Source organism: Verrucosispora sp. WMMD703, assembly GCF_049178935.1.
GTDB classification, from domain to species: domain Bacteria; phylum Actinomycetota; class Actinomycetes; order Mycobacteriales; family Micromonosporaceae; genus Micromonospora; species Micromonospora sediminimaris.
In genome coordinates, this window is the sequence record NZ_JBMHMM010000004.1 from 5,469,652 (window position 1) to 5,495,020 (window position 25,369).

Genomic DNA, 25,369 nt, shown 5'->3' on the forward strand with positions numbered 1-25,369 from the left:
GGTCAGCCGTTCGGATGAGTCACGGATGGCCGCACGACAAGATCGGTGGCCTTCTGCGACCAGATGGCTCCGTACGGTCCCACCAATCCGACCCATCGGCCAGCCGCACGTACCTGCACGCCGTCACCAGCTGCCGAATCCTCGGAGGCACCGAGGAAACCCATTCGAACCAGACCCTGCACCATCCGCTGAGTCACCTCCACCGGACGGTCAGGCTCGTCGTCGGGGGTGACCACGACCGCCACGTGGTCCAGCAGGGCGTCGCGGAGCACCCGCTGCCCCACCGCCCGGCCGCCGACGCCGTGCTCGGCCGCCTCGCGCAGGGTACCGGCCGCCGCCTCGGCCAGCCGGCGCAGTTCCCCGCCCGGCATCGTCTCGACCCGCCGGCTCACCGCTGGCGGCAAGGCCCACCGCCACTGCGCGTCGCGGCGGGCCGGCAGGTCCGCACGGCCGGCCGCGAATTCGGCGAGCAACTGCCCGGCGGCGACCGTCACATCACCAGGACCCGCGCCGGCCACCGTACGCACGGCCAGCACTTCCCACGGCAGCCGCGCCCAGAGGGCGGTACGCGCGCCGACAGCGGCCGGCCTCAGTCGGACCAGGGCGGCGCGCTCCAACCGCACGAGCCGGGCCAGGAACGCCCCCGCGTCGGCGACGTCGACGATGCCGTGTCCGACGCTCACGACGCACCTCCCGGGGCGTAGCCGAGCAGGAACGTCCGCTCCGGCTCGCTGAGCCGCCGGGGCACCTGCCGAGCCAGGTCGAACGGCACCAGCACCGAACGCGCCCGGCTGATGAGCAGTTCGCCGTCGTACATCTCGTATCCGATGGTGAAGGACGCGGCGCGCAACTGTTCCACCCACAGCTCGATCCGCACCGTGGGTGCGGTCTCGACGGTGGCCCGATCGAGGGCGTAGTCCACCGGGCGCAGGTAGTCGACCTCGTGCCGACGGATCACCACGCCCTCGGCGAACGAGCCCACCCCGTTCGCCCGGGCGCCGACGAACATCAACGCCACCCGGGCCTCCTCGTAGAGGGTGAGGAAGCGGGCGTTGTTGACGTGGCCGTACGCGTCCAGGTCCGACCAGCGCAGGGTGCAGTGGTAGACGAACCGGTCAGCCACGACAGACCGCCCGGTCAGTCGCGGGTCAGCTTGCGGTACGTCACCCGATGCGGGCGGGCCGCCTCGGCGCCGAGGCGATCGACCTTGTTCTTCTCGTACGCCTCGAAGTTGCCCTCGAACCAGAACCACTTCGCCGGGTCCTCGTCGTCGCCCTCCCAGGCCAGGATGTGCGTGGCGACCCGGTCCAGGAACATCCGGTCGTGGGAGATCACCACCGCACAGCCGGGGAACTCCAGCAACGCGTTCTCCAGGCTGGAGAGGGTTTCCACGTCCAGGTCGTTGGTCGGCTCGTCGAGCAGGATGACGTTTCCGCCGATCTTCAGCGTCAGCGCCAGGTTGAGCCGGTTGCGCTCGCCGCCGGAGAGCACCTTGGTCGGCTTCTGCTGATCGGGGCCCTTGAAGCCGAACGCCGCGATGTACGCCCGCGAGGGCATCTCGACCTTGCCCACCATGAGGTGGTCCAGTCCGTCGGAGACGACCTCCCAGACGGTCTTGTCGCCGTCGAGGCCCTGCCGGTTCTGGTCGACGTAGGACAGCGAGACGGTCTCGCCGACCCGGACCGAGCCACCGGTCGGCTCCTCCAGCCCCACGATGGTCTTGAACAGGGTGGTCTTGCCGACGCCGTTCGGGCCGATGATGCCGACGATGCCGTTGCGCGGCAGCGAGAAGGAGAGGTTGTCGATCAGCACCCGCTCGCCGAAGCCCTTGGTCAGGCTGTTCGCCTCGATGACGGTGTTGCCCAGACGCGGACCCGGCGGGATCTGGATCTCCTCGAAGTCCAGCTTGCGGGTCTTCTCCGCCTCGGCGGCCATCTCGTCGTACCGGTCGAGGCGAGCCTTGGACTTGGTCTGCCGAGCCTTGGCGTTGGAGCGCACCCAGTCCAGTTCGTCGGCCAGGCGCTTCTTCATCTTGGCGTCGCGGCGCCCCTCGACCGCCAGTCGGGCCGCCTTCTTCTCCAGGTAGGTGGAGTAGTTGCCCTCGTACGGGTAGGCGCGACCGCGGTCCAGCTCCAGGATCCAGTTGGCCACGTTGTCCAGGAAGTAGCGGTCGTGGGTGATGGCGACGACGGTGCCGGCGTACTTGGCCAGGTGCTGCTCCAGCCACTGCACGCTCTCGGCGTCCAGGTGGTTCGTGGGCTCGTCGAGCAGCAGCAGGTCGGGGGCCTCCAGCAGCAGTTTGCACAGCGCGACCCGGCGGCGCTCACCACCGGAAAGCTGGGTGACGTCGGCGTCCGGCGGCGGGCACCGCAGCGCGTCCATGGCCAGTTCGAGCTTGGAGTCGATGTCCCACGCGTCGGCGTGGTCCAGCTCCTCCTGGAGCCGGCCCATCTCCTCCATCAGCTCGTCGGAGTAGTCGGTGGCCATCTGCTCGGCGATCTTGTTGAACCGCTCCAGCTTGACCTTCGTCTCCGCGACCGCCTCCTCGACGTTGCCGAGCACGGTCTTGGCGTCGTTGAGTGGCGGCTCCTGCGCGAGCATTCCCACGGTGAAGCCGGGCATCAGACGGGCCTCACCGTTGCTCGGCTGATCCCAACCCGCCATGATCTTGAGCAGGCTGGACTTGCCGGCGCCGTTCGGACCCACCACCCCGATCTTGGCGCCTGGCAGGAAGTTCAGCGTCACGTTGTCGAGCACGACCTTGTCGCCGTGCGCCTTGCGCGCCTTGTCCAGGACGTAGATGAACTGGGCCACGGTGCGGGCTCCTCCGTCGCTTTCGATCGCCGATTTCGCGTGCCACGGACGCGGGCCAGGGCCGCCGTCCGTCGCCGTCGGCCGGGAGCCGGCCGCGCGCACGCCGTTGTCAATCCTGACAGGTACGCCGGGCTGCGCCCACATCGCCCCGCCAGACCAGGTCCACCGGGGCCCGTCACCGCCCCGAGGGCCGGTCGGGGCGGCTCACCTGTCAACATGATCACGTCCAGGGTTCGCCGAGTTCGGGGCGGGTAGGTGAGTCCGGCACAGGGGAACAGACGCCGCAGCTACGCTCAGTACGCTCATCGCGGTGGACCCGTCAGCACCCGGAGGTGGCCGATCGTGACCGTCCGTAGCTCCTTTGTCGTAGTGGCGAACCGACTGCCGGTCGACGAGGTGAGCACACCCGAGGGACGGCAGTGGCGACGCAGCCCTGGCGGGCTGGTCACCGCACTGCATCCCGTTCTCGCCGAACACCAGGGCACCTGGGTCGGCTGGGCAGGCGGCACCGGCGCGGCCCCCGAACCGTTCGACCTGGAGGGCATCCGGCTGCATCCGGTGCCGCTGAGCGCGGAGGAACTGGAGCGCTACTACGAGGGACAGTCGAACGCGACGATCTGGCCGCTCTACCACGACGCCGTCGAGACGCCCGCCTACAAGCGCCGCTGGCGTGAGGCGTACCGCCTGGTCAACGCCCGGTTCGCGGAGGCCGCTGCGGAGGTCGCCGCCGAGGGGGCGACGGTCTGGGTCCAGGACTACCAGCTACAGCTGGTACCGGCGATGCTCCGGGAGCTGCGCCCCGACCTGCGGATCGGCTTCTTCCTGCACATCCCGTTCCCGCCGATCGAGCTGTTCATGCAGATGCCGTTCCGCGCCGAGATCCTGCGTGGCCTGCTCGGTGCCGACCTGGTCGGGTTCCAGCAGCGGCTCGCCGCGCAGAACTTCGTCCGGCTCGCCCGGCACCTGCTGGGGCTGCGGTACGAGGGCCAGATGATCCAGGTGGACGGCCGTCAGGTCAAGGCCGGCGCGTTCCCCATCTCGATCGACACGCAGGAGATGGAGCGGTTGGCCGCCGACCCGGCGATCCAGGCGCGGGCCAAGGAGATCCGCGAGGAGCTGGGCAATCCCCGGACGATCATCCTCGGCGTCGACCGGCTCGACTACACCAAGGGCATCGAACTCCGCCTCAAGGCCTTCCGCGAGTTGCTGGCTGACGGAAAGTTGACAGTCCCCGACGCGGTTATGGTGCAGGTCGCCACACCGAGTCGCGAGCGGGTGGAGCACTACCAGGCACTTCGCGTCAAGGTTGAGCGCGAAGTTGGTCGGATTAATGGCGAATTCGGCCGGGTTGGCGTGCCGGCGGTGCATTATCTGCATCAGTCGTACAGTCGGACCGAACTGGCTGCGATGTACGCCGCCGCCGACGTGATGATGGTTACTCCGCTCCGAGACGGAATGAACCTGGTGGCCAAGGAGTACGTCGCATCAAGGGCGGACCACGGGGGCGCACTCGTACTCAGTGAGTTCGCCGGCGCCGCCACCGAGCTGCGTCAGGCGTTCCTGTGCAACCCGCACGACCCCGACGCGGTCAAGGACGCTCTGCTACGGGCCGTGCATGTGGAGAAGCCGGAGGCTCGTCGCCGTATGCGGACAATGCAACGCCATCTGCGCACCCACGATGTGGGGCACTGGGCGAAGTCCTTCCTCACCGAGCTCGGTGTGCCCGACATGGAGGCAGCGTGAACGCGGCGTCCACCGAGAACGTCACGCCCGTCGCGGGCCCGATGGACCCGGAACTACGCGCCGCCATCGGGCGGATCGCCCGGGTACCCCAACTCCTGGTCGCCTGCGACTACGACGGCACGCTCGCACCGATCGTGGAGGACCCCAGCAAGGCCGTACCGCTGCCGGAGTCGGTGGCCGCGGTGCGGGCCCTGGCGGCGCTGCCACAGACCACCGTGGCGGTCGTCTCCGGCCGCGCGCTGCGCGACCTGGCCGCCCTCTCCCGGCTGCCGAGCGAGGTCCACCTGGTCGGTAGCCACGGTTCCGAATTCGACATCGGCTTCGTCGAGCGGCTCTCCCCCGAGCTGATCGCCGTACGCACCCGGCTGCGGGACGCCCTGCGCGACATCGCCGCGGCCCACCCCGGCGTCCGACTGGAACGCAAGCCGGCAAGTGTCGCCGTGCACACCCGTGGGGTGGATCCCCAGATCGCCGCCGCCACCATCGACGCGGTTCGCAGCGGTCCCGCGACCTGGCCGGACGTCACCGTCACCCAGGGCAAGGAAGTCATCGAGCTCTCCGTCGTGGCCACCCACAAGGGCACCGCCGTCGACCAGTTGCGCACCCAGCTCTCGGCCAGTGCGGTGCTCTTCATCGGCGACGACGTGACCGACGAAAACGCCTTCGGCAACCTGCACGGTCCGGATGTCGGCATCAAGATCGGCCCCGGCGAGACCAAGGCCGGTTACCGGGTGGCCGAGCCGATCGAGGCCGCCCGGGCACTCGGGCTGCTGCTGGAGACCCGACGGCACTGGCTGTTCGGTGAACGGGCGGTACCGATCGAGCGGCACTCGATGCTGGCCAACGGTCGTACGGTCGCGCTGCTCACGCCGGACGCCAAGGTGAGCTGGCTGTGCAACCCGAAGCCCGACTCGGCGGCGATCTTCGCGGACCTGGTCGGCGGCAGTCCGGCCGGGCACTTCAGCGTCGCACCCGAACGCGGCGGCATTCCGCTGGGCCAGCGCTACCGCTCCGGCACGATGACCGTGGAGACCCGCTGGTCCGGTCTCACCGTCACCGACTGGCTGGACAAGCCGGACCCCAAGGCCACGCCGGACGGCCCAGCCATCATCTCCGGTGACTCGACCCTGGTCCGGGTACTCACCGGCACCGGTCGGGTTCGCCTTGAGTTCGCGCCCCGGCCGGAGTTCGCCCAGGTCGCCGTGCAGCTTCAGCCGCTCGGTGACGGCCTGCTGGTGCTCGGCTCCAACGAACCTGTCGCGCTCTACTCCCCCGGGGTGCAGTGGGAGGTCGGCAACGACGGCGGGTACGAGACCGCCAAGGCGGTGGTGGACCTCGCCGCGCTCGGTGGTCAGGTGGTGCTGGAGCTGCGTTTCGGTACGCACAGCCTGGAACACCACCGGCTGCCCATCCACGAACGGCAGGCCGCAGCCGAACGCCCCTGGAAGGACTGGGTGGCCTCGCTGCGACTGCCGACCACCGCCCGGGACCTGGTCGCCCGCAGCGCACTGACCCTGCGCGGCCTCTGCCACGAGGCCAGCGGCTCGATCCTGGCGGCGGCCACCACCTCGCTGCCGGAGGAACTGGGCGGAGTCCGTAACTGGGACTACCGGTACTGCTGGCTGCGTGATGCCGCGATGACCGCCCGGGCCCTGGTCGACCTGGGCTCGATAACCGAGGCCGAGGCATTCCTGCGCTGGGTGGACGGCTGTGTGGAACGCACCGGCGGGCACCCCGAGCGGCTGCACCCCCTCTACACGGTCGACGGCTACGAACTGGGTGCCGAGGCGGTCATCGACACCCTGCCCGGCTACGCCGGATCCCGACCGGTACGCGTCGGCAACCTCGCCAACCACCAGCTCCAACTGGACGTCTTCGGCCCGATCGCCGACCTGATCGCCGCCACCGCCGACGTACGCGGCTCGGTACGCGCCGAGGAGTGGCGGGTGCTGGAGAACATGGTCGAGGCGGTCCGCCGCCGGTGGCACGAGCCGGATCACGGCATCTGGGAGGCCCGCCTGCCACCCCGGCACCACGTCTTCTCCAAGGTGATGTGCTGGATGACAGTCGACCGGGCGCTGCACGTGGTACGCCAGCACGGCGGCGAGGATCGGCCGGAATGGGTGGAGCTGCGCGACCGGATCGGCGCCAACGTGCTGGAGTACGGCTGGCACGAGCACGCCGAGGCGTACAGCGTCGCCTACGGCGACGAGGACATGGACGCCTCGTCGCTCTGGATCGGGATCTCCGGACTGCTGGCCGGCGACGACCCCCGCTTCCTCTCCACCGTGTTGAAGATCGAGGCGGATCTGCGCAGCGGGCCGGTCGTCTACCGCTACCACTGGGACGACGGCCTGCCCGGCCGCGAGGGCGGCTTCCACATCTGCACGGCATGGCTGATCGAGGCGTACCTGCGCACCGGCCGGCGAACCGACGCCGAGGAACTGTTCCTGCAAATGATCGACACGGCGGGTCCGACCGGCTTGTTGCCTGAGCAGTACGATCCGCTGGCCGAGCGCGGCCTGGGCAACCACCCGCAGGCGTACAGCCACCTCGGGGTGATCCGCTGCGCGCTGCTGCTGGACAACATGCTCAAGCAGTAACGAATGGTCAGATCGGACCGGCCGGAGATCATCTGATCTCCGGCCGGTTCCGCTTTGGGCGTGGGTCCGCGTTGTAGGCGTGTGGCCTGTCGCGCTGCGCTGTGCGTGCGGTTGGGGGTGTGGGCCCGCCCGAATGTGCCGGGTGTCCGGTTCCGCCGGTGTCCGTTGGCGATCTTGGTGCGATTTTGCCCTTGGGTGGGCGGTTTCGGACCAAGATTGCTGGGCGGTCGGGGGCTCGGGGTGGAATGGGTGGCGGGGTGGGGGCGTTGAACACTCCCGAACGGCCGTGAACGACTGCCCGCCACGGCGGGTGGCCCCGGGAATGATGGCGGGCCGGCGGTCGTTGGACATGGTCCCGGCGACGTGAAGCGGCGATACGCCCCGCGTGCCGGAGATCTTTCCCCCTCTGTTGGTTTGAGCGCCCTTTCTGGTGCTTGCGTGCGTGCGCCCGTCCCCCTCGGTGTGCGTGCGTCGACCCCCGAATGGAGCTTTGTCATGAACACGATGCTGCGGAAGAGCGTGCTGGGTATCGCGGGTGTGGCCTTCACCGGTGGTCTGTTCGCCGGTCCGGTGGCCGCCCACGCCGATGTCACCCCGGTCAAGACCGCCCCGGTCGCGGCGGTGCAGGCTGACAAGCCGGACATGGGCAAGCTGCTGCCGCACGGCACCCCGGCCAACCAGTCGATGATCGAGTTGAACGATGAGCAGGTCGGCAATGTGAAGGCGATCATCGCGGCGACGAAGAAGGCCGGGATGGACGAGCGGGCCGCGGTGGTGTCGATCGCGACGGCGTTGCAGGAGTCGAAGTTGGAGAACCTGGGTCACCTGGGTGACCGCAACGACCACGACTCGCAGGGCCTGTTCCAGCAGCGTCCGTCGTCCGGTTGGGGCACGGTGGAGCAGATCACCGACCCCGAGTATGCGACCCTGGCGTTCCTGAAGGGGCTCAAGCAGGTCGACGGCTGGCAGGACATGCCCCTCACCCAGGCCGCGCAGACCGTGCAGGTGTCGGCGTACCCCGACCACTACGCCCAGTGGGAACAGCAGGCCGCCGACCTCGTCGCCGAACACTGGGCCAGCTGACCCCCACCACGGTCAGACAACAACCGAAGACATTCCTCCACAGGGGGAGCAGAAAGCCGCTGGCCGGCACCCGACACCCGGGTGCCGGCCAGCGGCACATCCAACAACACCAGACAGCAGACAGCAGACCCACCAGACCGCAGACCCACCCCGGCTGGCCGACGCCCGGACGGGGGCCGACCAGGTCAGGCTGGGGGCGACCGTGCCCGGCGCAGGGATCAAGCCTGACCGCCCGAAGCCGGGCACGGTCGCCCCCAGCTCTCAAACAGCAACCACCCACGAAGCCAGGCACGGAGGCCCCTGCCAACAACCGCAACCATCCGAAACGCTCAGGTCAGCCCAGCCACCCCGAGTGCCTCGACCACGTCACCGACCACGACCACAGCCGGTGGACGCAGCCCGGCGGCGGTCACCGCGTCAGTCACCTCGCCGAGCGTCGAGCGGACTATCCGCTGACCACCGGTGGTGGCCTCCTGGATGACCGCAGCCGGCGTCCCCGGTGCCCGCCCGTGGGCCAGCAGCGTGCTGGCGATCGAGGGGAGGTTCTTCAGGCCCATCAGGATCACCAGGGTGCCGCGCAGACCGGCCAGCGCCTCCCAGCGGACAAGTGAGTCCGGCGATTCGGGAGCGACGTGCCCGGAGACTACGGTGAACTCGTGCGCCACCGATCGGTGGGTGACCGGGATGCCCGCCGCGGCCGGCGCGGCGATCGAGCTTGTCACCCCCGGCACCACCGTGACCGGCACTCCCGCCGCCGCGCAGGCGAGCAGTTCCTCTCCGCCCCGCCCGAAGACGTACGGGTCGCCACCCTTGAGCCGGACCACGAAGGCTCCCGCCAACGCCCGATCCACCAGGATCCGGTTGATCTCTTCCTGCGTCCGGGACGGACCGTAGGGGATCTTGGAGGCGTCCACCAGTTCCACGCCGGTGCGCAACTCGTCCAGGAGCAGTCCGGGGACGAGCCGGTCGGCGACCACCACGTCGGCCTCGCTGAGCAGCCGCCAGCCCCGGAGGGTGATCAGTTCCGGGTCACCGGGTCCGGCACCCACCAGGGCGACTCGGCCGCGACGGTCACCCCCGCCGGCAGGGGCGTTGAGCGGTTCCCCGGGACCGGCGGAGTCCGACACCAGCAGGGCACGGATGGCGTCGCGGACGCTCATCGCGCGGCGTGGGTCGCCACCGCCGAGCACCGCCACGGTGACCGGACCGTACCGGGTCACCGCTGGCGTCCAGGCCGTCGCCGCGTTCCGGTCGTCGGCGCGTACGCAGAAGATCCGACGTTCCGCGGCGGCGGCGCTGACCGTCGCTGCGGCGGTCGGGTCGTCGATGGCGACCTGCACCAGCCAGGCACCATCGAGATCGTCGGCAGCGAACCGGCGCGACACCCAGTGCAGCCGCCCGGCGTCGACGTGTGCGCGCAGCGCCGGGGTGAGGTCCGGTGCCACAAGCAGTACGTCCGCACCCGCGTCGAGCAGCGCCGGGACCCGCCGCGTCGCGACCGCTCCCCCACCGACGACTACCACGCGGAGCCCGGCCAGCCGCAGCCCGAGGGGGTACGCGTTGGCGCTCGGGCCGCCCGAGCCGCCGGCTGCTGCGCCTGATGGTTCACTCGCAAACTCGCTCATACCGCCTCGCTCCGCGCACCGGCGACGCCCGGCACCTGACGGCGAATCCGAAGGGTGCGCTGGCTCACTTCTCGGCCACCCCGGCGGAGTCGAAGGTGGCCACCTCGTGCAGCACCCGGACCGCGCCGGTGACCACCGGCAGGGCCAGCAGCGCGCCAGTGCCCTCACCGAGCCGCAGGCCGAGGTCGATCAGGGGGGTGAGGCCCAGTCGGCGCAGCGCGACAGTCGCGCCGGGCTCGGCGGAGCGGTGACCGGCGACCATGGCCGCCACGGAGTCCGGGGCGAAGGCCGCCGCGGCGAGCGCGGCGGAGACCGCGATCACCCCGTCCAGCAGCACCGGTACGCGACGCGCCGCCGCACCGAGCACGAAGCCGGCCAGCGCGGCGTGTTCCAGCCCACCGACGGCGGCCAGCACACCGAGCGGATCCGCCGGGTCGGGGGTGTGGCGGCGCAGCGCGGCGCGTACCACCTCGATCTTGTGCTGGTAGGTCGGGTCGTCGACGCCGGTGCCCCGGCCGGTCGCTTCGGCGGCGTCGACTCCGGTGAAGGCGGCGATCAGGGCAGCGGCCGGGGTGGTGTTGGCGATCCCCATGTCACCGGTGAGCAGAATCCCGGCGCCGGCGTCGACCAGTTTCCCGGCGTTGGCGATACCGACCTCGACCGCCGTCCGTGCCTCCTGCCGGGTCATCGCGGCGGTAACGGTCATGTCCCGGGTACCGGCCCGGATCGGTGTGCTGACCAGTCGGGGCACCGCCGGTTCCGGTGCGCCGTGCAGGGCGCCGGCACCGTCCGGGCCAGCGACGTCGGCCACCGGCAGCGGGGCCGCCACCCCGACGTCGATCACGGTCACCGAGGCACCAGCCTGCCGGGCGAAGGCGTTCACCACCGCCCCACCGGCCAGGAAGTTCGCGACCATCTGCCCGGTGACCTCCTGCGGCCAGGGGCTGACCCGTTGGGCGTGTACGCCGTGATCACCGGCGAAGATCGCCACCGCCGCCCGGTCGGGCACCGGCGGCGGGCAGCTGCCCGCCAGGCCGGCGAGGCGTACGGACAGCTCCTCCAGAGCGCCGAGCGAGCCGGCGGGCTTGGTCAGGCGCGCCTGCAACTGCCTCGCCGCGGTCATCGCCGACTTGTCGAGCGGGCCGATGGCCGCGATGGTGTTCTCCAGCATCATGCCTCCATGATGTCGGCCAGCACGTCGATGAACGCGTCGGTGGTCACCCGATCCCGCACTGCGATCCGTAGCCAGTCGGAGCCGAGGCCCGGAAACGTGTCGCCCCGGCGTACCGCCCAGCCCCGCGCCCGCAGCCGGTCCCGGATCCGGTCGGCCCCGGAGATCCGCACCAGCACGAAGGCGCTGGCCGGGCGGCCGGCCACGCGTACGCCGGGCAGCGCCGCAAGCCGCGCGACCAGGTGTTCGCGGTCGGTCGCGAGCTGTGCGGCGATGACCCGTTCGGCGTGGGCCGCCGCAGGGCTCGCGCAGGCTTCGGCGGCGGCCAGCGCAGGGGTGGAGACCGCCCAGAGCGGCTGTACGGCGGCCAGCCGGCGCAGCAGCGCGGCCTCGCCGAGCAGGTAGCCGATCCGCAGCCCGGCCAGCCCCCACGTCTTGGTGAGGCTGCGTACGACCAGCAGGCCCGGCAGGTCCCGGCGGGCAGCCAGCGATTCGGGTTCACCGGGTACCCCCGGCGTGGCGGCGGTGTCCGCGAACGCCTCGTCGACCACGAGTACGCGACCGGGGCGGGCCAGTGCGGCGAGGTCGGCGGCGGGGTGCAACACGGAGGTGGGATTCGTCGGGTTGCCGACGACGACCAGGTCGGCGTCGGTGGGTATCCGCTCCGGGTGGAGCCGGAAACCGTCCTCCGGGTCGAGCAGCACCCGCCGCACGGTGTGCCCGGCGGCCCGAAGCGCGGCCTCCGGCTCGGTGAACTGCGGGTGCACCACCACCGGCCGACGGATTCCGCGCAGTGCCTGAGCGAGCAGCACGAAGCCCTCGGCGGCACCGGCGGTGAGCAGCACCTCCTCCGGTGGCCGGCGGTGCCGGGCGGCGACGGCGGCGCGGGCCGGACGGGGGTCCGGGTACGCGGCGAGGTGGGCCATCGACGCGGTGATCGGCTCGGCCAGCCAGGGCGGCAGCGGGGCTCGTCGCACGTTGACGGCGAGGTCGACCAGGCCCGCGGCGACCTCGACGTCACCGTGGTGGGCGAGATCCGGCTCGGTCACTGAGGCTCTGGATCTCGTGGTCAGCTGCCCATGCATGACCGCGATCCTGCCGGGAAGGCGCCGCGGGGGACAGCGACCCGGCGGGTGGGCCACATCACCACCGATCACTTCATGAGTATTTCTCATGGACGAATCGGAAATGTCATAACTTGGCGGTGTGAGCTACCGACCCCTCGCTGCCGCTGGTCGTCTCGTTCCGCTACTCCGTGCCGGGCTGATCGCCGGCGTCGTCGTCGCCGCTGCCGCGTACCCGGTCGTCGCGGTGACCGGCATCGGCGCCAAGGCCACCGCGCACGCCGTGGAGAGCAAGACCCGGCTGCTGACCACGGCCCTGCCCGCCGAGACCTCCTACCTGTACGCGCCCGACGGCAAGACCGTGCTGACCATGTTCTTCGAGGAGTACCGGCAGTACACCAAGCTGTCCGACATCTCGCCCAACATGCAGCAGGCCATCGTGGCCGCCGAGGACAACCGCTTCTACCAGCACCACGGCGTCGACCCGAAGGGGGTCGCCCGCGCCTTCGTGGCCAACGCCCGATCCAGCGGGGTCTCCCAGGGAGCTTCCACCCTCACCATGCAGTACGTCCGGATGGCGCTGCGCGACAGCGCCACCAACCCGAGGGAGGTGCAGGAAGCCACGGCGCAGACCCCGACACGCAAGATCAAGGAGATGCGCATGGCGGTCGACCTGGAGAAGGAGCTGAGCAAGGAGGAGATCCTGGAGCGGTACCTCAACTCGGCATACTTCGGGCACCGCGCGTACGGCATCTACGCCGCCAGCGAGATCTTCTTCTCGAAGACCCCCAAGGAGCTGACTGCGGTCGAGGCGGCCACCCTCGCCGGGCTGGTCAAGTCGCCATCCCAGTACGACCCGGCCAGTTCCGACCAGAAGGAGGCCACCGCCCGGCGCAACTACGTTCTCGACAACATGGCCCGACTCGGTTACCTCTCGCCGGACTCGGCCCAGGCGGCGAAGGGCGAGCCGATCCGACTCCGGCTGACCTACCCGCCAAACGACTGCGCCGCCGTTCCCGACAAGTGGAACAGCTGGGGCTTCCTCTGCGACTACCTGAAGAACTGGTGGAGCGCCCAGCCGGCGTTCGGTGAGAACCGACTCCAGCGGTTGGACAAGCTACGCCGGGGCGGGTACCGGATCGTGCTCAGCATGGACCCGAAGATCCAGGCGGCGGCGGAGAAGAACGTCGGCACCGAGTCGAACACCGGCAGCCCGTTCGCAAACGGCATCGTGGTCTCCGAGCCGGGCACCGGACGGGTCAAGGCGATGGCGGTGAACCGCAGGTACTCGCTTGAGGTCGACGAGAATCCGCTCAGCTCCAACCCGGAGGCGGGCCCAGAGGTGCGAGCCAACTACCCGAACACGGTGGCACCCCTGATGGGCGGCGGTGGCCTGCCCGGCTATCAGGCGGGGTCGACGTTCAAGATGTTCCCCATGCTGGCCGCCCTCGACGCCGGGATGCCGCTCAACACCACCTTCAACGCGCCACACAGCTACCGCTCGGAGGTCTACGACGGTTGGCAACCCTCCAACGCCAGTGGCGCGATGAGCGGCATGCAGACCATGTGGTCCGGTTTCGGCAAGTCGGTGAACACCTACTTCGTCTGGCTGGAGGAGCAGGTCGGGGCGGAACGGGCCGTCCGGCTCGCCGAGCAGCTGGGACTGCGCTGGCGTACCGACGTGGACCGGGAGCACGCCTCCCCGGCGAAGGCCAACAAGTGGGGTGCCTTCACCCTGGGCGTCTCCGACGCCACTCCCCTGGAGATGGCCAACGCCTACGCCGCGGTCGCCGCCGACGGGCGCTACTGCGAGGCGCTGCCGGTAAATGCCATCTACAACCGGGACGGCACCCCGACCACCTACACCACACCGGGTGGCATCGAACGTGAGGTCGCCAAGCCGCGCTGCCGCCAGGTGGTCAGCGCCGACGCGGCGCGCGCCGCCACCGACGCCGCCCGCTGTCCCACCGGCGACACCCCGGCCAAGGGCAGTTGCGGCGGCTGGTCCACGGCGGACAGCGTGCGCGGAACGGTGGGCCGCCCGGTGGCCGGCAAGACCGGCACCACGGACAGCACCCGATCCGCCTGGTTCGTCGGCTACACGCCGGAACTGGCGGCGGCCAGCTTCATCTCCGACCCCGACAATCCCTTCAACGCGGTGGGCGACGGGCAGTCGCAGATCCCGATCGTCGCGGTGTCGAACACCCTCCGCGACGCACTGAAGGGCAAACCCGTTCGGGACTTCGTCCCACCGTCGGACCGGATCGTCGGTTGACGATCAGGCTGGCGGGCCCGCGGCCGGCCCGGACGCCACCGCACCGGCCGGGTCGCCCGGCACGACACCCGCCGGCCCGGCCGGGGCACCGCCGCCGACCCCGACCGGGACCGTGGCCGGCTCGGCCGCAGCGGCGGCCACCAGCCGGGTCGCGATCCTCGGGTACGCGGCCCAGTGCGGAACGAGCTGGGAGGCGTGTACGCCCCGCCAGATGAACCCCTCCGGCGCGCCACCCGGCCAGCTCCACGCCGGACGCTGCCCACCCCGGGGATTGAGCACGGCCCGGTGTTCCTTGTGCCCGGTCACCACCTCGCCCCGGCCGGCGACCACACTGTCGCCCTGGGCGGTCGCCTCCCGGTAGCCGACCACCAGCCCGTCCCGCAGACTGCCGATCGCGTCGAGCACCCCGCACATCGGCAGCCCGTCGAGTTCCCGGGCCAGCCAGAGCAGGCCGGCCCCCTCGGCGACCACCGGACGCCCGGTGCGAGCCATCTCGGCGACTGCGATGCAGAGCCGCCGGTTCGCGGAAAGCTGCTCCGCGTACGACTCGGGCAGCGCCCCGCCGACCACAAGTGCCCGGGTGCCGGCCGGCAGCACCTCGTCGGCGAACGGGTCGAGCATCATCACCTCCGCCCCGGCGGCCCGCAGCAATTCGGCCGTCTCGGCGTGGCTGAAGCTGCCACCCGGTCCACCGAGCAGCGCCACCACCGGAGGCGCGGCACCGCCGGGCAGGGCCGGGGCCGCCTCGTCGGTGCTCTGCGGTGACCATGGCTGCGCACCCAACGCCGGTGCCGAGCGGGCCAGCCCGAGCAGCCGCTCCAGATCGACGGTGGCGGTCACCGCCTCACCCAGCCGCCGGACCGCCCGGGCAGCCTCGCCGGCGCCCTCAAGGACCGGCACCACGCCGTGCCGACGGGGCGGCAGCACCGAGGGCAGGTCCTGGCGGCGCAGCGCGCCGTAGACCGGGATGCCGATGTCGTCGAGCGCCTCCCGCAGCAGCGCCTCGTGTCGGGCGGAGGCCACCCGGTTGAGGATCACCCCACCGATCCACAACTGTTCGTCGTACGCCCGGAAGCCGTGCACCAGGGCGGCCACCGACTGACCCATCGCGGCGACGTCGACCACCAGCACCACCGGGCTGCGCAGCACGGTGGCGACGGCGGCGGTCGACTCGGTCTCGCTCCGGCCGGTCAGGCTGTCGTACAGGCCCATGCTGCCCTGCACCACGGCGAGGTCCGTGCCGGCCGCGCCGTGCAGCAGCAGCGGGGCGATGCGTTCGGCGCCCACCAGCCGCGGATCCAGGGTGCGCCCCGGCCGGCCGCTGGCCAGCCCGAGGTACGCCGCGTCGACCTGGTCCGGCCCGATCTTGAAGCCGGCCACGTCGAGGCCCCGATCGGCGAACGCGGCGAGCAGGCCGATCGCCAGCGCGTTCTTGCCGTGTCCGGAGGAAGGGGCACTGAGCACCAGACGCGGCACGACGGTCATCATCGACTCCTCGCGAGCGGTCGGCGTGCCGACCGTCGGCGCGCTCCGCCCGCGTGACGATAGCTGAAGCGGACGCCGTACACGCACCCTCCGCCGCCCTGTCCCCGGCAGGTCAGGCAGTCGGTGGCGGACCGCCCCGACGCCGGTACGCTCCGCCACGACGAGGTTGCCTGCGCCGTCTCCGGCCGGCGCCACTGCCTGCGGCAGCGCAGGGCGACGACCGCACGCTCGCGCCGGGACGGCTCGGCGCAGTGGCTGCGGTCACACGGGTAATCTCGTGGCGTGTACCGGTTCCTGCTGACGCCGCGCTGGCTGGGCCTCCTCGTGCTGGCCCTGACCGCCGCCACGGTGATGGTGCTGCTCGGCAACTGGCAGTTGGACCGCTACCACGGCCGGACCGCGATCAACGAGCGCATCGACGCCGGCCTTCGAATGGACCCGGTGCCGCTGCGCGAGGCGCTGCCCGCGCCGACCGGCGGCCCCGGCACGGTCGGTGCGCCACCGGCCACGGAGCGGACCTTCACCCGGGTCACCGTGACCGGCCGGTACGACACCGACAACATCGTCCTGGTGCGGGGCCGCACGGTCGACAGTCGGGTCGGCTTCGAGGTGGTCACCCCGCTGGTGCTGGCCGACGGCACCGCCGTCCTGGTGGACCGGGGTTGGATCCCACCCGCCCCGGGTGGGGCGGTGGCGCAGCCCGACGTGCCACCCGCGCCGACCGGCGAGGTGACCGTCGAGGGGCGGGTGCACGCCAGCGAGAGCGGCGACGCGAAGGTGTCCCGCCGCGAGGGCCGGTTGGAGAGCCGCCGGGTCTCCGTGCCCCAACTCGCCGGTGAGCTGCCGTACCCGGTGCACGGCGCGTACCTGCTCCTCGACGAGCAGACGCCGGCCGCCGACCCGGTGTTCCGGGCGGTGCCGGTGGGCCACGCCAACAACTGGCAGAACCTCGGCTACGTCGTCCAATGGTGGATCTTCGCGGCGATGACAGTGGTCGGCTACGGCTGGATCGCCCGCCGTGAGGCCCGCCGGATCGCCGGGGTGTTCGACGAGCGCCCCCGCGACCGGGCCGCCGACGCCGACACGCCGGCCACCACCTGACGCTCAGCCGGCCGGGCGGCCCGCGTGGATCGCCCGGACGGCGTCGATGGTGTCGGCCTCGGCTGCCGTCTTGTCGTCCCGGTAGCGGACCACCCGGGCGAATCGCAGGGCGACCCCACCGGGATAGCGGGAACTGCTCTGCACGCCGTCGAAGGCGATCTCCACGACCTGCTCGGGCCGGACCCGGACGACCCAGTCACCGCGATCCACGGCCAGGCCGAGGAAGCGCTCGGTCTGCCAGCGCAGCAGCTCGTCGGTGAGCCCCTTGAAGGTCTTGCCGAGCATCACGAACCCGCCGCTGCCCGGGTCGCGAGCGCCCAGGTGCAGGTTCGACAACCACCCGGTGCGTCGGCCGCTGCCCCACTCCACGGCGAGCACGACCAGGTCGAGGGTGTGCCGGGGCTTCACCTTGACCCAGGCGGCGCCGCGCCGCCCAGCGTCGTAGGGCGCGTCGGGCGCCTTCACCACCACGCCTTCCTGGCCGGCGTCGAGCGCGGCGGCGAAGGCCGCGCCGGCCCGCTCCGGGTCGTCCACCTCCATCCGCCCGACCAGCAGCGACGCGTCGGCCGTGCCGCGCAACGCCGCCCACCGCTCCCGGCCCGGCAGGTCGATCAGATCCACCCCGTCGAGGTGCAGCAGGTCGAAGAAGTACGGCGTGAGCACGGTCTCGCCGGTGCGCTCGGCGGCGGCGCGTACCGCCGGTGCGACCGGCGCCCCGGGACCCGCGGCCCCGGCCCGGCGGGCGGCGGCGCTGGACGTCTGCTGGAACGGCAGGGGCCGACCGGTGGCGTCCAGCCCGATGGCCTCCCCGTCGAGGACGACCTCCCGCGCGGGCAGGGCTCGCACGGCGGCCACCACCTCGGGCACCCGGGCGGTGATCTCGTCGAGGCTGCGGGAGAACACGGCGATGTCGGAACCACTGCGGTGCACCTGGATGCGGATGCCGTCGAGCTTCACGTCGACCACCGCGGGGACCCCGGTGGCGGCGAGCGCCTCGTCGACGGTGGACGCACTCTGCGCCAGCATCGGCGCCAGGGGTCGGCCGACCCGCAGACCGAACTCGGCCAACGCCGCAGCTCCGCCGCCGAGGGCGGCCACCGCCACCGCCCGCAGGTCACCGGCGAGCAGCAGCGCCCGGCGTACGACGGCGACGGGAACCCCGGCGGCTCGGGCGATCGCGTCGGCGAGCAGCCCGGCCTGCGCGCCGTGCCGCAGCTCGCCGAGGAACAGGCCGGTCAGCAGGCGCTGCTCGTCGGCGGTGGCGGCCGCGTAGAGCGCCTGCACCAGGGCCCGACGGCGGGCCTGCGAGCCGGTGCCGTGCACGGCCGCGATCTCGTCGATCGCCGCGTCGACCGCCGACACCGTCAGCGTCGGCTGGGCCGCTGGCGGAGGCAGGTCACGCAGGCTGGCCCAGCCGACGCCGGTCTGCCGCTGGCGCAGCTCACCGGCGAGCCAGCCGGAGCCCGCCGCCACCTCGGGCGGGTCGAGCCGCCGCAGGGCATCGGCGAGCAGCTCCACCTTGGCCCGACGACCGCTGGTGGCGCCGACGGCCGCCGAGGTGGCAGCCAGGTCGAGGAACCGCACGACCTCATCCTGCCAGCCACCACCGACAACCGACGCGACCCGCGTACGGACCCGCCAGCAATGCCACCAGGACGACGGCCGCCGACGTCACCGCGCCCACCGACGTCGGCGCGGCGTCAAGCCGGGACCGGCTCCTCGATGCGCAGTCCGCGGGCACGGACACCGTCGGCGATGCGCGACAGCGACGCATCCAGGGCGACCAGGGCGGCGGACAGCTCGCCGAGCTGTTCCTTGAGCGTGTCCTCGGGCCACGCGGAGACGTCGACGTCCCCCAGAGCGATGACGGCGGCCTCCAGGCGGGCCAGAACCTCATTCGTACGCATGTTCGAGAGGCTACAACAGCCCCGCGCCCGACACACCGGAAACGGCCATTGTCGACAGGAAGTTACGGGTTCACGCGCGACCCGCCTCAGCCACTCTGGCCAGCAACAACGCCTCGGCGAGGCAGACCTTGGCGAACTCGCCCAGGTGCAGGCTCTCGTTGGGCCCATGGGCCCGGGCGTGCGGGTCCTCCACCCCGGTCACCAGGATCGCCGCGTGCGGGAACATCTCCTGGAAGGTGGCGATGAACGGAATGGAGCCGCCGACCCCGATCTCCACCGCGTCGGTACCGTCCCAGGCGGTACGGAAGGCCGATCGAGCCGCGTCGAACATCGGGCCGGTGGCGTCGATGACGCAGGGGGCGCCGTCGTGCTCGAAACTCACCTCGACCTGTGCGCCCCACGGTGCACACTGCTCCAGGTGGGCGCGCAGCGCCGCGTACGCCCGCTTCGGTTCGTCGCCCGGCGCCAGCCGTACGCTGATCTTGGCCTTGGCCGCCGGAACCAACGCGTTCGGCGCCTCGCCGGTGGCCGGGGCGTCGATGCCGAGCACGGCGAGCGCCGGCTTGGTCCACAGCCGGTCGGTGATCCGGCCGGTGCCGAACAACCGCACTCCCTCAACCAGCCCGGCCTCGGCCCGGAATCGGTCCTCCGGGTAGTCGACGCGGGCCGCCTCCCGGCCGACCAGGCCGGGTACCGCCACGTTCCCGGCGTCGTCGTGCAGCGTGGCGAGCAGCCGGACCAGGGTGGTGAGCGCGTCCGGGACGGCGCCGCCGAACATGCCGCTGTGCACGGCGTGGTCCAGCGTGCGCACCTCGACGAAGCAGTTGACGATGCCGCGCAACGACGTGGTCAGCGCCGGCACGCCGACATCCCAGTTGGCCGAGTCGGCGATCACGATGACGTCGGCGGCAAGCTTGTCCCGGTGCTCGGCGAGCAGGCGCTCCAGGGAGTCGGAGCCATACTCCTCCTCCCCCTCGACGAACACGACCACGCCGACCGGCAGCCGGTCACCGTACGCGCGCAGCGCCGCGACGTGCGCCATGATGCCGGCCTTGTCGTCGGCGGCCCCCCGGCCGTACAACCGGCCGTCCCGCTCCACCGGCTCGAACGGGTCGGACTCCCACAGACTCGCGTCGCCGACCGGCTGGACGTCGTGGTGGGCGTAGAGCATCACCGTTGGCGCACCGGGTGGTGCCGCCTTCCGGCCGATCACCGCGGGCTGACCACCGGCCCGCACCACCTCCACGTCAAGGCCGCAGCCGCGCAGCAACTCGGCCACCGCCTCGGCGGACCGCTCCACGTGCGCGTGATCGAAGCCTTCGAAGGCGATGCCGGGAATGCGGACGAGACGCTCCAGGTCGGCGCGTACGCCAGGCAACTCCCGCGCGACGGCCTCCCGCAGGTCGGACTCGGTCATGATCGGTGTGGTCATGACCGGCATCGTATGCCGGCCTTACCGCACGGCGCGGCCCGCGGGGGGATTGCGGACCATCACCGCAGCCCGGACGACAGGCCGCAACGGGACGGCGCAGCACGGCTGGCACGGCGACAGGGCGGCGCAACACGGCGACACGGCACGGCGGCGCGGGACGACGCACCGGCGGCGCGGCCTGCCGCCCAGCACGCGGGGTGTGGTCGGCGTGCTCAGCCGCATCGGCAGTAGTAGCGCGTCGGGTCGTGCGGCAGGGTGGGTGCGCCGTCGACGATCAGGTCGGCGCGGGCCTCGGTGCCGTCGGCGGCGAAGTGAGCGCTTTCGGTGACGTGCCAGCGTCGCAGCTCCGGCAGGATCGTCGGGCCGTCGCGGGCCACCGCCCGGTTCAGCCGCAGTGGTTGCGGGGCGGTGACGAAGACCGCCAAGGTCAGGTCCGCCACGGCGGACGACCGGGCCGCGCTGACCCCCTCCACGATCAGCACCGGCGTCACCGGGACCGGCACCGGCGCGGGCAGGAAACGCCGCCGCACCCAGCTGTACCGCCGGTAGGCGCCGGCCTGTCCGACCCGGACCGGCGCGAGCACCTGCTCCTCCAACCGCTCCCAGAAGGTCAGCTGGTCATCCCACCCGTCGAGCAGGTCGTCGGTGTGCACCACCGGCGGCCGGGCCGCATCGGGCGTCACACCGGCGAGGGCGTCGGCGAGGCGCGCGGCGAAGACGGTCTTGCCGGCGCCGCTGGGCCCGTCGATGGCCACTAGCCGGGTACGCCCCAACCGGGCCGGCCCCGCCAGCACCCGTCGAGCCAGTCCGGCGTACGCCTCGAAGACCACCACCACGGACACCGACGTTACCGATCGGGTTGTCCCGGGCCACTTCGGATCGCGCAGCCGCGCACCGGACGGCATGCTCGTGGCGTGTCCCATTCCGTGATGAGTCCCGGTGTCGAGGCGTTGCTGGAACAGGCCCGCGCGGGCATGACCCGGTTGACCCCGCAGGAGACGGTGCAGGCCGCGAGCCGGGGTGCGCTCCTGATCGACACGCGCACTGACGCGCAGCGTCGGGAACAGGGCGACCTACCCGGCGTCATCGTGATCGACCGGACGGTGTTGGAGTGGCGACTCGACCCGGCCAGTGACTGGCGGATACCCGAAGCCACCGGGTACGACCTGGAGATCGTCGTGATGTGCCGGCAGGGGTACAGCTCCAGCCTCGCCGCCGCGAGCCTGCGCGCGCTGGGCCTGCACCGGGCGACCGACATGATCGGCGGGGTGGAGGCGTGGACGTCGGCCGGCCTGCCCTTCTCCGACCAGCCCGCCGACGTCCGCAACTGACTCGGTGGGCCGTCGGGTCCAGCGTCTGCGGTCGCGCCACAGTGGACCACAGGTCCGATGTCCGCCGGCTGAGCACCCTAACTGCCAGGTGGCGCCCCGGGTGGGACGAACGGTAGGTCGGTCGGGGGGCCGTCTTCGATGAGTCGCCACAGGGCGTCCGTGTCCAGGTGCTCCTCGACCAGGTCACCGAGCAGGTCGAGACTGCGTTCCCGGGCGGCGGCGAAGGAGGTGTCCGGCGCGATCCGGAAGCCGGTACGCCCGGCCAGCCGGGCCGCCCGGGTGAGGAACCAGCGACGGAACTCGTCAGACTCGAACGCGCCGTGCCAGTGGGTGCCGTGCACGACGCCGTGCATGGCGCCCTCGCCGGCACCACCGGTGTCCCGCAGCAGCGGGGTCAGCTGCGGGTCGGCGGTCGAGACGTACCCGTGGTGGATCTCGTAGCCGTGGACCGGAAGGTCGGCTGCGGCGCTGCCCCGCGCCGGCCGGACGATCTTCGTGTGGTCGAAAGTGATCTCGATGGGCAGCAGGCCGAGGCCGGGCACGGTGCCCTGCCGGCTCTCCACCGGGTCGTGGATGGCGCGGGCCAGCATCTGGTAGCCACCGCAGATGCCGAGCACCGGACGGCCCGCCGCCACGTGCGCGGTGACGGCGTCGGCAAGACCCGTCTCGCGCAGCCAGGCCAGGTCGGCCACGGTCGACTTCGAGCCGGGTAGCACCACCAGGTCGGCGGCGGCCAGTTCGGCCGGCTCGACGGTCAGCCGCACCCGCACTCCCGGCTCGGTCGCCAGCGCCTCGACGTCAGTGGCGTTGCTGATCCGGGGTAGCCGCAGCACGGCCACGTCGAGCCACTCGGTGCCGCGCGGGGCGGGCGGGCGACCCAGGACCCGGCCGTAGGCGAGCGAGTCCTCCGCGTCGAGCCACAGGTCCAGTGCCCAGGGCAGCACCCCGTACGTCGGGCGACCGGTGAGCTGGCGCAGCATCTCCAACCCGGGAGCGAGCAGGCCGAGGTCACCCCGGAACTTGTTGACCACGAAGCCGGCGAGCAGGGCCTGGTCGGCGGGGTCGAGCAGGGCGAGGGTGCCGAACATGGCGGCGAACACGCCACCCCGGTCGATGTCACCGATGATGATGGTGGGCAGCCGCGCGTGCCGCGCCAGCCCCATGTTCACGTAGTCGCCGTCGCGCAGATTGATCTCCGCCGGGCTGCCCGCGCCCTCGCAGATGACCACGTCGTACTCCGACCGCAACTCGGCCAGGGCCGCGTAGGCGGTCTCGGCGAGCCGGGGACGCAGGGTCCGGAAGGTGCCGGCGGTGATCGTGTCGACGGCCTGACCGAGCAGCACCACCTGACTGGCCAGGTCGCTGCCGGGCTTGAGCAGCACCGGGTTGAACCGCAGGTCCGGCGCGAGCCCGCAGGCCGCCGCCTGCATCGCCTGGGCCCGCCCGATCTCGCCGCCCCGGCCGTCCGGCCCGAGCACGACGGCGGAGTTGTTCGACATGTTCTGCGCCTTGAAGGGCGCGACCTTCACACCTCGCCGGTGCAGCCACCGGCAGATGCCGGCGGTGAGCACACTCTTGCCGGCGTCCGAGGTCGTCCCGGCCACCAGCAGCCCACCGGTCACCGACCGCTCCGCAGCGGCAGGGGTCGAGGCGCCCGAAGCGGTCGGACCGTCCGGAAGGATCGAAGCGTCCGGCGGGAAGCGGCACCGATCAGTCGGCCCGCGGTCAACGGGTACGCCACTGCGAGACCGAGCGCCGCCAGGCCGACCGCCCGGGAGATCCGGGCGGCCCGGGTCAGGTGCCGAGCCTCGGGACGGGGACCGTCACCGAGAAACGGACGTACCTCCGTACGGCCGAAGTACATGTTGCGTCCGCCCAGGCGTACGCCCAGGGCTCCGGCCATCGCCGCCTCGCACTGCCCGGCGTTGGGGCTGGGATGGTCGTCGCGGTCCCGCCGCCATACCCGCCAGGCTCGTTCCCGGTCTCCCTTGCCGGCCGGCGCCAGCGCCACGGTCAGCAGCCCGGTCAGCCGCGCGGGCACCAGGTTGAGCAGGTCGTCCAGGCGCGCGGCGGGCGTACCGAAACGCGCGTAGCGCACGTTACGGTGGCCCACCATCGCGTCGAGAGTGTTCGCCGCGCGGTAGCCGAGCAGGCCGGGCAGCCCGGCGACCGCACCCCAGACCAGTGGGGCGACCACCGCGTCGGAGGTGTTCTCCGCCACCGATTCCACCGTCGCACGTGCGAGCTCGGGCTCGTCGAGCGTCGTCGGGTCCCGCCCGCAGAGATGCCCGAGCCGCTGTCGCGCAACCGGCAGGTCACCACCGCGCAGTGACCGGCCCATCGCCTTCGCCTCGTGGCGCAGGCTACGCCCGCCCAGCACCGCCCAGGTGCCAGCGGCGACCAGCACCGCCCGGGCCACCGGCCGATGCCGGGTGCCGACGGTGGCGGCCACACCCATCACGACCGGCGCACCGACGCAGAGCGCGACGAAGACTCCGCCAGCCAGCCGGTCAGGGCGGTAGAGGCGACGTTCCAGGGCGGCGGCGGCCCGGCCGAACCCGGCCACCGGGTGACCACGACGAGGGTCGCCGAACAGGGCGTCCAGCGCGTAGCCCGCGACAAGGCCAGTCGCGTTCGCCACCGCACCCGCGTGTCGCACGGCATGTCACCCCCGGACGGCCAGCCTAGCCGAGTTGAGCACCCGGGATCCGCCCGCCGTAGTCACCCCGAGCACCGCTGTCCTGGGGTGGCAGGCGACCGGGCACGTCGCCGGCCCGGTCACCTGATCACCACTGGCGAGGCGCACACCGGCAGGCGCACACCGGCCGCCTTTCGCGCGTGGTCAGACGGGCTGTGGCAGCCGTCCGCGCCCTCGACGACCGCGCCCGGTCGCGGCATCGCCCGCCCCCGATTCCTCCGGGCGCACCGCCAACTCGACCTCGACCTCGGTGGCTTCGGCGGGCACCGGGGCAAGCTCGTCGGAGACGCCAGCGCCGGCGAAATCGTCCAACTCCCCCGCCGGCAGCCGGCCGCCGCCCGACGACTCGGACCCGCCCGAACCCGGGTCGAATCCGCCGAGCCGCCCTGGGTCGAGATTGCCGTCGAGACCGGCGGCGTAGCCCGACATGTCGGGCAGCTCGAAGTCGTCGTCGACCGGGCGGTCGTCGGGTCGGGCCGGTGCCTCGTCGTCCGGCACCGGCTCGGTCGGCTCCCCGTGCACCCGCCGCTCCGCGTCGGCGTCGGAGACCGCGCTGGTGGTCAGGCTGGGCCGGTTACGCAGGAAACGCCCACGCCCCCGGGACAGGTCGTGGCCGACTGCGACGGCCTCCAACTCGTACAGCGTGCGGTGGTTGCCGGCGTCGTCGACCCAGTCGCGGGTGTAGAGGCGGCCGCAGACCACGACCGGGTCACCGACCATCACCGAGGCGGCAACTCCCTCGGCGAGCTTGCGCCAGCAGTTGACGCGCACCCGCAGGCTGTTGCCGTCGACCCAGCGCCCGCTGTCGCGGTCGAGGCGTCGGGCGGTCGAGGCGACCTTGAAGTTGGCCACCAGGGTGTTGCTCTGGGCGGTTCGGCGCCACTCCGGCGCCGTGAGCACATTTCCGACAATCGTCATATAGGTATCGAACATCGTCCCTCCTTCAGAGGTCCGGGGCGTGGCTTCGGCGAGTCGACTCGCCACTGAGCCTGCCGCCCGCTGCCCTTCGCAGACAGCCCAGGAGGCGGCACCTGTGG

20 protein-coding genes are annotated in these 25,369 nt (G+C 72.0%); 6 read left to right on the forward strand and 14 right to left on the reverse strand.

Features of this window, described 5'->3' with window-relative positions; genetic code table 11:
* Window positions 1-2 precede the first annotated feature (2 nt).
* Genes ACN26Z_RS25400 through ettA form a run of 3 tightly spaced genes read right to left on the reverse strand, consistent with a single transcriptional unit; the run spans window position 3 to window position 2,814 of the window.
* Window positions 3-683, reverse strand: coding sequence for a hypothetical protein (locus tag ACN26Z_RS25400; RefSeq protein WP_093411233.1), 681 nt, complete (start codon window positions 681-683; stop codon window positions 3-5).
* Window positions 680-1,123: an acyl-CoA thioesterase gene (locus tag ACN26Z_RS25405; RefSeq protein WP_093411230.1), complete on the reverse strand. Its 444-nt coding sequence runs from the start codon at window positions 1,121-1,123 to the stop codon at window positions 680-682. Before ACN26Z_RS25405 ends, ACN26Z_RS25400 begins: the two co-directional genes overlap by 4 nt.
* A 14-nt stretch (window positions 1,124-1,137) precedes the next feature.
* The gene (ettA, locus tag ACN26Z_RS25410; protein ID WP_093411228.1) at window positions 1,138-2,814 is read right to left on the reverse strand and encodes an energy-dependent translational throttle protein EttA; all 1,677 of its coding nucleotides are present in this window, start codon (window positions 2,812-2,814) and stop codon (window positions 1,138-1,140) included.
* 342 nt (window positions 2,815-3,156) lie between these two features.
* Here ettA and ACN26Z_RS25415 point away from each other — a divergent pair, with 342 nt between their 5' ends.
* From ACN26Z_RS25415 to ACN26Z_RS25425, 3 genes are all read left to right on the forward strand, one after another.
* A complete protein-coding gene (locus ACN26Z_RS25415; RefSeq protein ID WP_093411226.1) occupies window positions 3,157-4,557 on the forward strand; it encodes an alpha,alpha-trehalose-phosphate synthase (UDP-forming) in 1,401 nt (466 codons plus the stop codon).
* A 41-nt stretch (window positions 4,558-4,598) separates the two neighbouring features.
* The gene (otsB, locus tag ACN26Z_RS25420; protein ID WP_093411309.1) at window positions 4,599-7,160 is read left to right on the forward strand and encodes a trehalose-phosphatase; all 2,562 of its coding nucleotides are present in this window, start codon (window positions 4,599-4,601) and stop codon (window positions 7,158-7,160) included.
* A gap of 495 nt (window positions 7,161-7,655) precedes the next feature.
* The gene (locus tag ACN26Z_RS25425; RefSeq protein WP_421463654.1) at window positions 7,656-8,243 is read left to right on the forward strand and encodes a hypothetical protein; all 588 of its coding nucleotides are present in this window, start codon (window positions 7,656-7,658) and stop codon (window positions 8,241-8,243) included.
* 329 nt (window positions 8,244-8,572) lie between these two features.
* On the opposite strand, the gene cobA is transcribed toward ACN26Z_RS25425, so the two are convergent.
* From cobA to cobC, 3 genes are all read right to left on the reverse strand, one after another.
* Window positions 8,573-9,868: a uroporphyrinogen-III C-methyltransferase gene (gene cobA, locus ACN26Z_RS25430; RefSeq protein ID WP_421463656.1), complete on the reverse strand. Its 1,296-nt coding sequence runs from the start codon at window positions 9,866-9,868 to the stop codon at window positions 8,573-8,575.
* Between the two features lie 64 nt (window positions 9,869-9,932).
* A complete protein-coding gene (cobT, locus tag ACN26Z_RS25435) occupies window positions 9,933-11,039 on the reverse strand; it encodes a nicotinate-nucleotide--dimethylbenzimidazole phosphoribosyltransferase (protein ID WP_421464722.1) in 1,107 nt (368 codons plus the stop codon).
* A complete protein-coding gene (gene cobC, locus ACN26Z_RS25440) occupies window positions 11,039-12,124 on the reverse strand; it encodes an Rv2231c family pyridoxal phosphate-dependent protein CobC (protein WP_282237091.1) in 1,086 nt (361 codons plus the stop codon). Before cobC ends, cobT begins: the two co-directional genes overlap by 1 nt.
* Window positions 12,125-12,245: 121 nt before the next feature.
* Here cobC and ACN26Z_RS25445 point away from each other — a divergent pair, with 121 nt between their 5' ends.
* The gene (locus ACN26Z_RS25445) at window positions 12,246-14,378 is read left to right on the forward strand and encodes a transglycosylase domain-containing protein (protein WP_421463658.1); all 2,133 of its coding nucleotides are present in this window, start codon (window positions 12,246-12,248) and stop codon (window positions 14,376-14,378) included.
* A gap of 3 nt (window positions 14,379-14,381) precedes the next feature.
* Here the strand turns inward: ACN26Z_RS25445 and ACN26Z_RS25450 are convergent, their stop codons facing one another.
* Window positions 14,382-15,863 (reverse strand): cobyrinate a,c-diamide synthase, encoded by a 1,482-nt coding sequence (locus ACN26Z_RS25450; RefSeq protein ID WP_421463660.1) that lies wholly within the window; start codon window positions 15,861-15,863, stop codon window positions 14,382-14,384.
* A 282-nt stretch (window positions 15,864-16,145) separates the two neighbouring features.
* Here ACN26Z_RS25450 and ACN26Z_RS25455 point away from each other — a divergent pair, with 282 nt between their 5' ends.
* Complete coding sequence (locus tag ACN26Z_RS25455; protein ID WP_421463662.1) at window positions 16,146-16,964, forward strand: SURF1 family protein; 819 nt, start codon at window positions 16,146-16,148, stop codon at window positions 16,962-16,964.
* 3 nt (window positions 16,965-16,967) lie between these two features.
* Here the strand turns inward: ACN26Z_RS25455 and ACN26Z_RS25460 are convergent, their stop codons facing one another.
* The 4 genes from ACN26Z_RS25460 to ACN26Z_RS25475 form a co-directional block, all read right to left on the reverse strand.
* A complete protein-coding gene (locus ACN26Z_RS25460) occupies window positions 16,968-18,548 on the reverse strand; it encodes an ATP-dependent DNA ligase (protein WP_421463664.1) in 1,581 nt (526 codons plus the stop codon).
* Between the two features lie 116 nt (window positions 18,549-18,664).
* Window positions 18,665-18,871 carry a hypothetical protein gene (locus ACN26Z_RS25465; protein WP_093410448.1) on the reverse strand — a complete coding sequence of 69 codons (207 nt, stop codon included), beginning with the start codon at window positions 18,869-18,871 and terminating at the stop codon, window positions 18,665-18,667.
* A 70-nt stretch (window positions 18,872-18,941) separates the two neighbouring features.
* On the reverse strand, window positions 18,942-20,288 hold the full coding sequence (locus ACN26Z_RS25470) for a dipeptidase (protein WP_421464723.1): 1,347 nt from the start codon (window positions 20,286-20,288) through the stop codon (window positions 18,942-18,944).
* A 227-nt stretch (window positions 20,289-20,515) separates the two neighbouring features.
* A complete protein-coding gene (locus ACN26Z_RS25475) occupies window positions 20,516-21,298 on the reverse strand; it encodes a uridine kinase family protein (RefSeq protein WP_421464724.1) in 783 nt (260 codons plus the stop codon).
* On the opposite strand from ACN26Z_RS25475, the gene ACN26Z_RS25480 reads away from it, so the two are divergent.
* A complete protein-coding gene (locus ACN26Z_RS25480; protein ID WP_093410450.1) occupies window positions 21,233-21,634 on the forward strand; it encodes a rhodanese-like domain-containing protein in 402 nt (133 codons plus the stop codon). The genes ACN26Z_RS25475 and ACN26Z_RS25480 overlap by 66 nt on opposite strands.
* 77 nt (window positions 21,635-21,711) lie before the next feature.
* Here the strand turns inward: ACN26Z_RS25480 and ACN26Z_RS25485 are convergent, their stop codons facing one another.
* The 3 genes from ACN26Z_RS25485 to ACN26Z_RS25495 form a co-directional block, all read right to left on the reverse strand.
* Window positions 21,712-23,256 carry a cobyric acid synthase gene (locus ACN26Z_RS25485; RefSeq protein ID WP_421463666.1) on the reverse strand — a complete coding sequence of 515 codons (1,545 nt, stop codon included), beginning with the start codon at window positions 23,254-23,256 and terminating at the stop codon, window positions 21,712-21,714.
* Complete coding sequence (locus tag ACN26Z_RS25490) at window positions 23,253-24,293, reverse strand: cobalamin biosynthesis protein (RefSeq protein WP_282237085.1); 1,041 nt, start codon at window positions 24,291-24,293, stop codon at window positions 23,253-23,255. Before ACN26Z_RS25490 ends, ACN26Z_RS25485 begins: the two co-directional genes overlap by 4 nt.
* 183 nt (window positions 24,294-24,476) lie before the next feature.
* Window positions 24,477-25,265, reverse strand: a complete 789-nt coding sequence (locus tag ACN26Z_RS25495; protein WP_232511447.1) for a single-stranded DNA-binding protein — start codon at window positions 25,263-25,265, stop codon at window positions 24,477-24,479.
* Window positions 25,266-25,369: the final 104 nt, after the last annotated feature.

What these genes read in the sequence shown, in the direction of transcription:
- otsB (WP_093411309.1), top strand. Translation starts at nt 4,599, where the DNA reads ATGGACCCGGAACTACGCGCCGCCATCGGGCGGATCGCCCGGGTACCC.
- ACN26Z_RS25425 (WP_421463654.1), top strand. Translation starts at nt 7,656, where the DNA reads ATGAACACGATGCTGCGGAAGAGCGTGCTGGGTATCGCGGGTGTGGCC.
- cobA (WP_421463656.1), bottom strand. Translation starts at nt 9,868, where the DNA reads ATGAGCGAGTTTGCGAGTGAACCATCAGGCGCAGCAGCCGGCGGCTCG.
- cobT (WP_421464722.1), bottom strand. Translation starts at nt 11,039, where the DNA reads ATGCTGGAGAACACCATCGCGGCCATCGGCCCGCTCGACAAGTCGGCG.
- cobC (WP_282237091.1), bottom strand. Translation starts at nt 12,124, where the DNA reads ATGCATGGGCAGCTGACCACGAGATCCAGAGCCTCAGTGACCGAGCCG.
- ACN26Z_RS25450 (WP_421463660.1), bottom strand. Translation starts at nt 15,863, where the DNA reads ATGACCGTCGTGCCGCGTCTGGTGCTCAGTGCCCCTTCCTCCGGACAC.
- ACN26Z_RS25465 (WP_093410448.1), bottom strand. Translation starts at nt 18,871, where the DNA reads ATGCGTACGAATGAGGTTCTGGCCCGCCTGGAGGCCGCCGTCATCGCT.
- ACN26Z_RS25470 (WP_421464723.1), bottom strand. Translation starts at nt 20,288, where the DNA reads ATGACCGAGTCCGACCTGCGGGAGGCCGTCGCGCGGGAGTTGCCTGGC.
- ACN26Z_RS25480 (WP_093410450.1), top strand. Translation starts at nt 21,233, where the DNA reads ATGAGTCCCGGTGTCGAGGCGTTGCTGGAACAGGCCCGCGCGGGCATG.
- ACN26Z_RS25495 (WP_232511447.1), bottom strand. Translation starts at nt 25,265, where the DNA reads ATGTTCGATACCTATATGACGATTGTCGGAAATGTGCTCACGGCGCCG.